This is a genomic window from Enterococcus sp. AZ103 (genome assembly GCF_051714685.1).
GTDB lineage: Bacteria > Bacillota > Bacilli > Lactobacillales > Enterococcaceae > Enterococcus_A > Enterococcus_A alishanensis.
The window spans coordinates 923508-931470 of sequence record NZ_JBIOSI010000002.1 but is presented as its reverse complement, the minus strand read 5'-3'; the positions used below and the strand labels follow the sequence as shown (position 1 = coordinate 931470).

Here is a 7963-nt window from a genome sequence, read left to right as displayed (position 1 = left end):
CAATCATTAAATATTGGTTCATATGCTGTGCCTACTTTTCTTTTGGCTGGTGAAGATTTTCTACTGCATCCGTCAACGCTTGATTACCTTTGTTTTGTGCCAAACTTTCTGTCATTAACAGAGGTAAATCTAACCCAGTCGTTTCTTTAATCGTTTCAAAAGTTCTGGCTAGTCCAGCTTCCCCCATTTCATGGATGTCACTGCCGCCTCCAAATGAAACGATTTTATCAATGTTACTAATTGGCTGATTGACTTCTTTGGCAATTTGCGGCAAGACTTTTAGAAACTCTACTAACAATCCTGATTCATTTAATTGTTTCAAGGCTTGTGCCATTAATTCTTTGGCTTTCGCTTCTGCTTCACCGACACTTTGAACTTTCTCAGCCTCAGCTCTACCGATTTGAGCAATCTTATCGGCTTCGGCTTTTGCACTCAAACGAATTTTTTCCGCATCTGCTTCGGCTTGGGCGATTTCTTTATTTTTATCGGCTTGAGCTTGTTGTTCGATGACATATTTTTCCGCTTCGGCTTGTTTTCTAACCGTTGCCGTCAATTCTTTTTCATTCAATTCTGCTTGTTTTTCTTGAATTTCAATATTTTTTTCTTGTTCGATTAATTGAACCTTCATTTTTTCAGCGACTGCAATTTGCTCTGCTTGGGCCTGAGCAACTTCTTGTTCTTTTTGATATTGTGCTTGCTTTAATGCCATTTCTTTATTGGCTTCAGCTATTTCAGTCTTGCGGCGAATTTCTTCTTGTTGGGCCAGCTGTTCATTTTCAGCTTGTTTTACCCGTGTTTCTCTTTGAGCAACAGCTTCCGCTACTTCCGCATTTTTACGAACTTCAGCAATCTGAGGACGACCTAAAGATTCTAAATAGCCATTTGAATCACTGACATCTTTAATCGTAAATGAAACAATTTCCAATCCCATTTTACTTAAATCAGTCGAAGCAACTTGTTGCACTTGCTCAGCGAAATCATCACGGTTTTTATAAATATTTTCAACCGTCATAGTTCCCAAGATTGCTCGTAAATGACCCTCTAAAACTTCTTGTGCATCATCTTCCAGTTGCGCTGGTGTTTTACTTAAATATTGTTCCGACGCAACCTTTATTGCTTCAGTTGAGCTACCGATTTTCACAATAACTGTTCCGCTAGCTTTAATTGGTACCCCTTGCTCGGTATAAACTTCTGGTGTACCAATTTCTAATTTATGAGTCAATAGACTTAATTTTCGGTGTTTCTGAACCACAGGTAAAACAAATGTCCCGCTGTTCTTTAAAATTTTAATACCTTCTTTACCTAAAAAAGATCCTGTTACAATTAAGACCTCATCCGGTTGACCAATTTTGTAGCGACTAACCAATAGCAAAGCAATGATTAATACTAAAACAATTAAAATAATTAACCCTAACATTTTCATTCCCCCTTTTTTCTTATAAGTATAACATTATCCTACAAAAAAAAGACAATTCTTAAAAATTGTCTTTTCGCTCTATCTTAATTATTCAAAATAATCTTTTAAAAATTGATCGTACTCTTTTTGGTCAAATTTCTCGAACTTACCTACTTCATGTAAAACTTTCTTAATTTCAAAAATGGCCTTTTTTTGTTCTGCCCAGGCTTTCAGTTTACTGTCAGTATCATCAAATTTTTCCAAGGTAACATCCAATTTGTCAATAGTGTTTGCAATCTTCTCTAAGGTACGTGCTTCTTTTTTTTCATAATCTGCCATGATAAAGCCTCCTTAAAATATTTAACAAATTAAGTATAACGCTAATCATCAATTTAGTTAAATATTTTGCATTTTTTTACGTTAATTGATAAATATTCCCTGTTTTTTATTGAAATTTAAATATGAAAAATACGATCAGCATATTTTTCTTCAATCTTTGCATTATATTGAGGACCTCCATCAATGTTAGCACTTTTGTAAATTGGAGGTTCAAAACCTTGATCAAGCATCAGTGAACAAGCTTGATAAATTGTTTGCTGTAACAACAATGTCGCGGTAAAAGATGATGTTCCGCAAACTTTTGTGTCCAATCCTTCAATTGTTAGAGCAGCATCACCAAAAGTAGAATGATTATCCAAGACAACATCAGCAAATTCATAAAGCAATTTTCCACTACTATGCTTTGAAGAAGATTTTTTTGATGCCTCTAAAGCGGTTACGACTATTAGTTTATTACCTTCTGATTTAATTTTTTCTGCAAGTTCAATAATCATTGGATTTCTACCTGAATTTGAAATTAGAAAGAAAATATCATTAGGGGCGATCATCATCCTATGACCTAATATTTTACCTGATCCTTCTAACGTTTCATACATACCACCAGCTGCATCCATAATCACTTTAGACGGAATCAATCCTCCAGCGCGTCCACTTACCTCGAGGGCAGCTGCATAAGAATGTCCACTACCAAAAGCTTGCAGAATACCGTCATTCATAATTCCATCAGCGACTAATTTTGCAGCTTTTGTGATATTTTCTTTTTCATAGATTTCTAGTATATTCGTCAACTGTCTAGTTTCTTCAAAAAAAGCAAGCGTCATTTCATGTCCTCCTTAAAAAAAACAGTAATATCTTAGTTCTGAAATTTTGATCGCCAGCCTAACAAAATTAGCAGAAAATTATTAAGATACAACTGTCTTTTTTTATTCTTTTTTATTCTTATTTTGTTTTTTCATTTAAAGCGGCCATGAAGTCTTCTTGATCAGAATCAGGTGTCATTTGATGAATTAATTTCACACCTAATTCGTTTAATCTTTTGAAGCAAGCAATTTCTTCTTCATTTAGATAGACTGACTTATAAATACTAATTTTATCGTCACCGTTAGAAACATTCCCTACATTTATTTCATCAATCGGAACACCCGCTTCTTTCATTTGCACTAAAGCTTCAGGTTCTCTAGTTACAATCAAGACTCTTTGAGAATCGTATTTTCCAGCTAAAATATTTTCGATAGCTCTATTTGGAGGTAAAATAGATAGTTTTGCTCCAGCTGGTTTAGCTAATTTCAGCGCATCTTTTCCGAATTCATCTGCTGCAATTTTATCGCCGATCACCATTACTCTGGTAATTTGTAAAGATGGTGTCCATAGCATAGCTACTTGACCATGAATTAATCGGCCATCTACACGAACATTTATAATCGCCATAATTTCCGTTCCTTTCCAATATTAACTAAGTTTTATCCTTTTGCAATGATTCCCAGTCCACCTAGTATCACTGATAAAACTAAGATAATCATCAACACTTTTAAATTAGACATTTTTTTCTTTCCTAAGAGCCAATAAGAAAATCCGACAACAGCTGCTGGTAAAAGACCAGGTAAAATCATATCTAAATTATTTTGAAGATCCAAAGTAACCTCACCAATTTGCGGAATGATTGCAATTTTTAAATTAATTATGTTTGCAATCATCGCACCAACCATGAAAACCCCCATTAATGTAGCAGTATTTACTAAGGCTGAGAATTTAGTAGCTAGTTCATTTACTAAAGTAGTCCCTTGCTTATAAGCCCAACGTAATTGTTTTAAACGAAAAACAATCCAACATGCTTGAACTGCTAATAAAATTACAACCCCCATTGGGTTTTTTTGCATAGCCATGTTCGCAGCTAACGCGCCTACAATTGTTGATGAAATTGATGTTAACGAATCTCCAATTGCAGCAAAAGGTCCTAAAAGTCCAGTTTTGATCCCCTCAACCGCGGATTGAGATTTATCTGTTTCTTTTTCTTCTATTGCTAAGTCAATACCTGTGATGATCGTATTGAAATAATTACTGGTATTAAAAAACTGAGAATGTGTTTTCATCATCTTTTTTAATTCTGGCGTATTATCACCATATATTTTACGCAATTGCGGTAAAATGTGGTATAAATATCCAGAACCTTGCATCCGTTCATAATTCCAACCAGATTGGAAAAAGAAATAGCTTCGACGATTAATTTGCGAAAAGTCTTTATCAGTTAATTTATAATTAGTTTTAGTATTCGTCATCTTCAATTTCTCCTTCACTATCTTGATTATTTTGATTAGCTACAGCAGTTGGTACCTCAGAGTTTCTTTTAAAATCAATATAAGCTAACGCGCCACCAATAAGTGCAATACCCATCATTGGTAAGCCGTTTAGTACTGGCCCTGCATATCCTTCAATTGAACCACCGAGTGCTTGAATAGTTTTAAATAGTGTTGAGAGAATAATAGTAATTGTAAATCCTAATACAAGATAAGCTGCGTGTTTCTTCGCAGGTAGGAAACGAAGTAATATCGCAAAACCGACAGCAGGTAATACCGCTCCTGCGACTGTTAACCCATCACCTAACCATTTTAAGTCGCCGTTTAAAACTTCTACTAATGATTGCACTAATCCACCACCGAAAGTTAAAGCAAAGAATACAGGAATCATACGACTCAATGTCCATGATACAACACCAGCTAAAAACCAGCGCTCAATTCCTTTATAATTTTCTTTTTCAATTTCATGATCAATTCTGTGAACAAAAATTGTATTCGTCATCCGTCCTAAAATATCTGTATAAACTAATAATGCCGCAACTGGAACCGCGATTGTCGTTAATGCTTGTTCAGGACGCATACCTAGAGCAACCGAGAAAGCTGTACCAATAATTGCACCACTTTGAGCATCGATCCGACTTGCTCCACCAGGCGTTCCGATACCCAGCACCATTAATTGCATACTTCCGCCGATTAATAAACCTGTGCCCATATCCCCCATAATAATACCAGAAATTAAACCAGCAAAAACTGGAAAACTTGTACCTGTTCCCGGCCCTAAATCATCAAAAATGCACCATCCGCTATAAATTGTTAATAATAAAATCTGCCACCATTGAATCATTGCATCTGCCTCCATCCTTTTTTGTTTACCAAACTACAGAGTATTTTGTTTCTTTAGTTAATCTTACTTTTTACCCCCTTGTAAAATTCTATATATTAATTTTAAACGCTTACATTGATTTAATCAAGCCTTTTAACCATTTTCTAATAAATGCATATAATAGCCTTTTACGTAGACAATAATATTCTTTTTGTTGGTTTTTTTGAAAAAAAAAGAAATAACTATATATTAATATATAGACTTACTCCAACCACTATCTGGCTTTATTTTATTTATGAAATTCAGCTGGAATATTTTTTTAAATAACTATTGAACTATCATTTGATTTTCTTGATTTGTACTCTAAAATTTTTATTTAACTTTGCTGAATACTTTATGCTAGTATGTATAGTGAGAAATAAGTATTGAGAGAAGGGATTTTTATGAAGGAACCAAAATACTTAAAGATAAAAAAAGACTTACTTCAAAAAATTGAAAACGGTATTTTTAAATCTGGAGATAAGTTTTACACTGAAACAGAAATAAAAAATTTGTATAATGTAAGTTCTATTACAGCTATCCGAGCTGTTCAAGAGTTAGCTAACGAAGGCTATTTAGAACGTTACCAAGGAAAAGGAACTTTTGTCTCTCGTTCAAAAAAAAGAACCATTGTAGAATTTACAGACTTAGAAGTATTTGCTGGAATGGAAGAAACCGTGTCAGTTTTAGAAGTGACGGAAATGAATAACCAAGAAATCAAAGATAAACTAAAATTAGCTAAAGATGAAACGTATTACAAAATTGTTCGATTAAGAAAAGCTGGCAATATACCGTATATTTTGCAAAATTCATTCATCCCAAGCAAATTTATTAAACCTAATTTCCCTTCTAACACTTACTTTGATTCAATTTACCAACGCTTCAAAGAAGATTTTGGTATTAATTTGTATGAAACACACGCCATCGAAACAAACGAATTTTGTTCGAAAATTTCTCCTGACACGATGCAACTACTGGAACTAAAAGAGACGGATGGTTGTATTTTACAGGTTAAAACAAATGATAATGGCGAAGATGAAGTTTATGAATATGTTGAAAGCTATAAACATTGTGAATATTATAAAATCCAAATTGAAACCGTACAACGTCAATAAAATGATAAAGTCAAAAAAAAGAAGCAAAAAAATGCTTCTTTTTTTAGTTAAAGAGCCAATTAAGCTGATCTTTAAAAGCTATATCATTAGCTAAACGATTCCCACTGCCATCTTTAGCTTGCAGTTTAAGAGAAATTGATAAATCATCGGGGCTAAACTTTTGATTAAAAAGAGCTACATCAATCGTCAAAGGCTTCATCGATTGCAATTTATTCAGTTCAAAGAAGTCTGCTGAAATTATTTTTTTATCTTTTAGAAAGACCTGGATTGTTATTTTTTCAAGACCAACTGGCGCAGCAAAACCACGATTAATTAGATGAATCAAAATTTCAATGTGCTTATTTTTTTCCTTTAATTCAATCGATTCACAATTAATACGATAGCCTAAAAAATCTCTAAAGTATTCATACCAATTTCTTTGTATTACTTGGTCTTCTCGATTTAAAAACCAAGCTGGATCATAAGGTAATCCTAGTGATAATAATTTTTCCATTTCAATCGTTTGATTTTTCCAAGCATTGATTGAAGAAAAGCTTGAGTATTCACTTTTTTGTAAGGATAAATACTCATCAGGATTCTTATTATTTCGTTTTAATTCATTTTCCCAAACAAACTTTGAAAAATTGCCATCCAGCATATCTTTATAATTATGGGTTAAGCTTAACGAAGTAAAATGACCATTCGCCAGACGTTTAGCCATTTTTTCTGGATCAATCGTTCGATTATTTAGATAAATCGGATTCGCCCACCACCAAATCATCTCACCATCAACGAGTTGATACCGCGAATCCTGTCTTAAATCGTGATTTGCAGCAGATTCCCATAGTTCCCCCGCAGTGTTCCACCCATGAAGATTTCCAATCAAAAAATCATCATGGTACCCTATTCTTTGAAAACCAGAATCTTCTTGGCTTAGTAATTTTTGTTTGATATCCCAATATCTAACCTGTAATTTCATATCTTTAGGAGTAGCTTCTATTATTTTATTTAAAATCTGACCTTCGTCAGACCTTTCTCGTGATTTAAAGGACCATTCTCCCCAAGCACCAATGATTCCAGCTTGTAATACATGAATTTGCCCAGACCATTTTTTCAAATAGGGCCGTAATTGATCCAAATGTTCATAAATTTGTTCTTCTTTTGGTTCCTGTGACATGGGATTGCCATCATCCCATACATATGCAAATCTTAGGACCGCCTTCAGATGTAATGAAGATAATTTTTGAATAAATCGATCCATATTTTCGAATGCTATTTGATCAAGACTTTTTTCTTTATACTCAGTTAAATAAAAGTAGACTTGGACTAATGTGGGGTGATCGTCATGATATTTTTTGAATTCTTGTTCCAACGCCTCAATTGCATTATCTTTTTCATATTGATAGATACTTTTTCCCGTAGCTACATTCAAATAGACCTCAAAACGAAACCCCCGATCACTGTTTTCTAACAGCTCAGTGTCCAATCCTTTTTTTGGTGGTATCTTAAACTTCACTTTTTCACATCCTTTGTAATGAAATTGCTTTTAGTCTTCATCATCAGAATCACCGCTAAGTCGATCATTTAAATATAATATACTTTCTTTTCCATCATCTAAAAATTTGGGTGCACTATTAATTAGCATCGAGTTGATAAAACTTACTACCATCGGCATATTCATTCCTGTATAAACATCAAATTTCCAGCCTTCCATTAGAAGTTTAGACAATACGTTTGCTGGCGTTCCTCCTAAAATATCTGCAAATACGATAAAGTCATTACCAAATGAAGACACTGCAGCTTCAAATTTCTTTGAGAAATCTTCTTGCCCTTCTTCTGGTAAAAGAGGTACAGCAACAATATCCTCTTGTTTTCCCATAATCATTTCAGTACTTTTTTTCAATTCTACACAAAAATTACCATGGCTAACTAGCACAAGTTTTTTCATAATTATTATCCTACTTTCAATTTTATAAAA

The 7963-nt window shown here is 33.7% G+C and carries 9 protein-coding genes; 1 reads left to right on the top strand and 8 read right to left on the bottom strand.

Annotation, left to right across the window (positions count from 1 at the left end; genetic code table 11):
- Window positions 1-31: 31 nt before the first annotated feature.
- The 6 genes from ID741_RS19200 to ID741_RS19175 form a co-directional block, all read right to left on the bottom strand.
- The gene (locus tag ID741_RS19200) at window positions 32-1417 is read right to left on the bottom strand and encodes a flotillin family protein (RefSeq protein WP_218325983.1); all 1386 of its coding nucleotides are present in this window, start codon (window positions 1415-1417) and stop codon (window positions 32-34) included.
- A gap of 87 nt (window positions 1418-1504) precedes the next feature.
- Complete coding sequence (locus ID741_RS19195) at window positions 1505-1735, bottom strand: hypothetical protein (protein WP_218325984.1); 231 nt, start codon at window positions 1733-1735, stop codon at window positions 1505-1507.
- A 116-nt stretch (window positions 1736-1851) separates the two neighbouring features.
- Window positions 1852-2556, bottom strand: coding sequence for an SIS domain-containing protein (locus ID741_RS19190; RefSeq protein ID WP_438721233.1), 705 nt, complete (start codon window positions 2554-2556; stop codon window positions 1852-1854).
- 118 nt (window positions 2557-2674) lie between these two features.
- Entirely contained in the window at window positions 2675-3163 is a 489-nt protein-coding gene (locus ID741_RS19185; RefSeq protein WP_218325986.1) for a PTS system mannose/fructose/N-acetylgalactosamine-transporter subunit IIB, read from the bottom strand.
- Between the two features lie 32 nt (window positions 3164-3195).
- Window positions 3196-4011 carry a PTS system mannose/fructose/sorbose family transporter subunit IID gene (locus ID741_RS19180; RefSeq protein WP_218325987.1) on the bottom strand — a complete coding sequence of 272 codons (816 nt, stop codon included), beginning with the start codon at window positions 4009-4011 and terminating at the stop codon, window positions 3196-3198.
- The gene (locus ID741_RS19175; protein WP_218325988.1) at window positions 3998-4873 is read right to left on the bottom strand and encodes a PTS mannose/fructose/sorbose/N-acetylgalactosamine transporter subunit IIC; all 876 of its coding nucleotides are present in this window, start codon (window positions 4871-4873) and stop codon (window positions 3998-4000) included. Before ID741_RS19175 ends, ID741_RS19180 begins: the two co-directional genes overlap by 14 nt.
- A 422-nt stretch (window positions 4874-5295) precedes the next feature.
- Here ID741_RS19175 and ID741_RS19170 point away from each other — a divergent pair, with 422 nt between their 5' ends.
- Window positions 5296-6006, top strand: coding sequence for a GntR family transcriptional regulator (locus tag ID741_RS19170; protein WP_218325989.1), 711 nt, complete (start codon window positions 5296-5298; stop codon window positions 6004-6006).
- A gap of 43 nt (window positions 6007-6049) precedes the next feature.
- On the opposite strand, the gene ID741_RS19165 is transcribed toward ID741_RS19170, so the two are convergent.
- Together ID741_RS19165 and ID741_RS19160 are read right to left on the bottom strand one after the other, a co-directional pair.
- On the bottom strand, window positions 6050-7501 hold the full coding sequence (locus tag ID741_RS19165; RefSeq protein WP_438721232.1) for a DUF4874 domain-containing protein: 1452 nt from the start codon (window positions 7499-7501) through the stop codon (window positions 6050-6052).
- Between the two features lie 30 nt (window positions 7502-7531).
- Window positions 7532-7936 carry a PTS sugar transporter subunit IIA gene (locus tag ID741_RS19160; RefSeq protein WP_438721249.1) on the bottom strand — a complete coding sequence of 135 codons (405 nt, stop codon included), beginning with the start codon at window positions 7934-7936 and terminating at the stop codon, window positions 7532-7534.
- Between the last annotated feature and the right edge of the window lie 27 nt (window positions 7937-7963).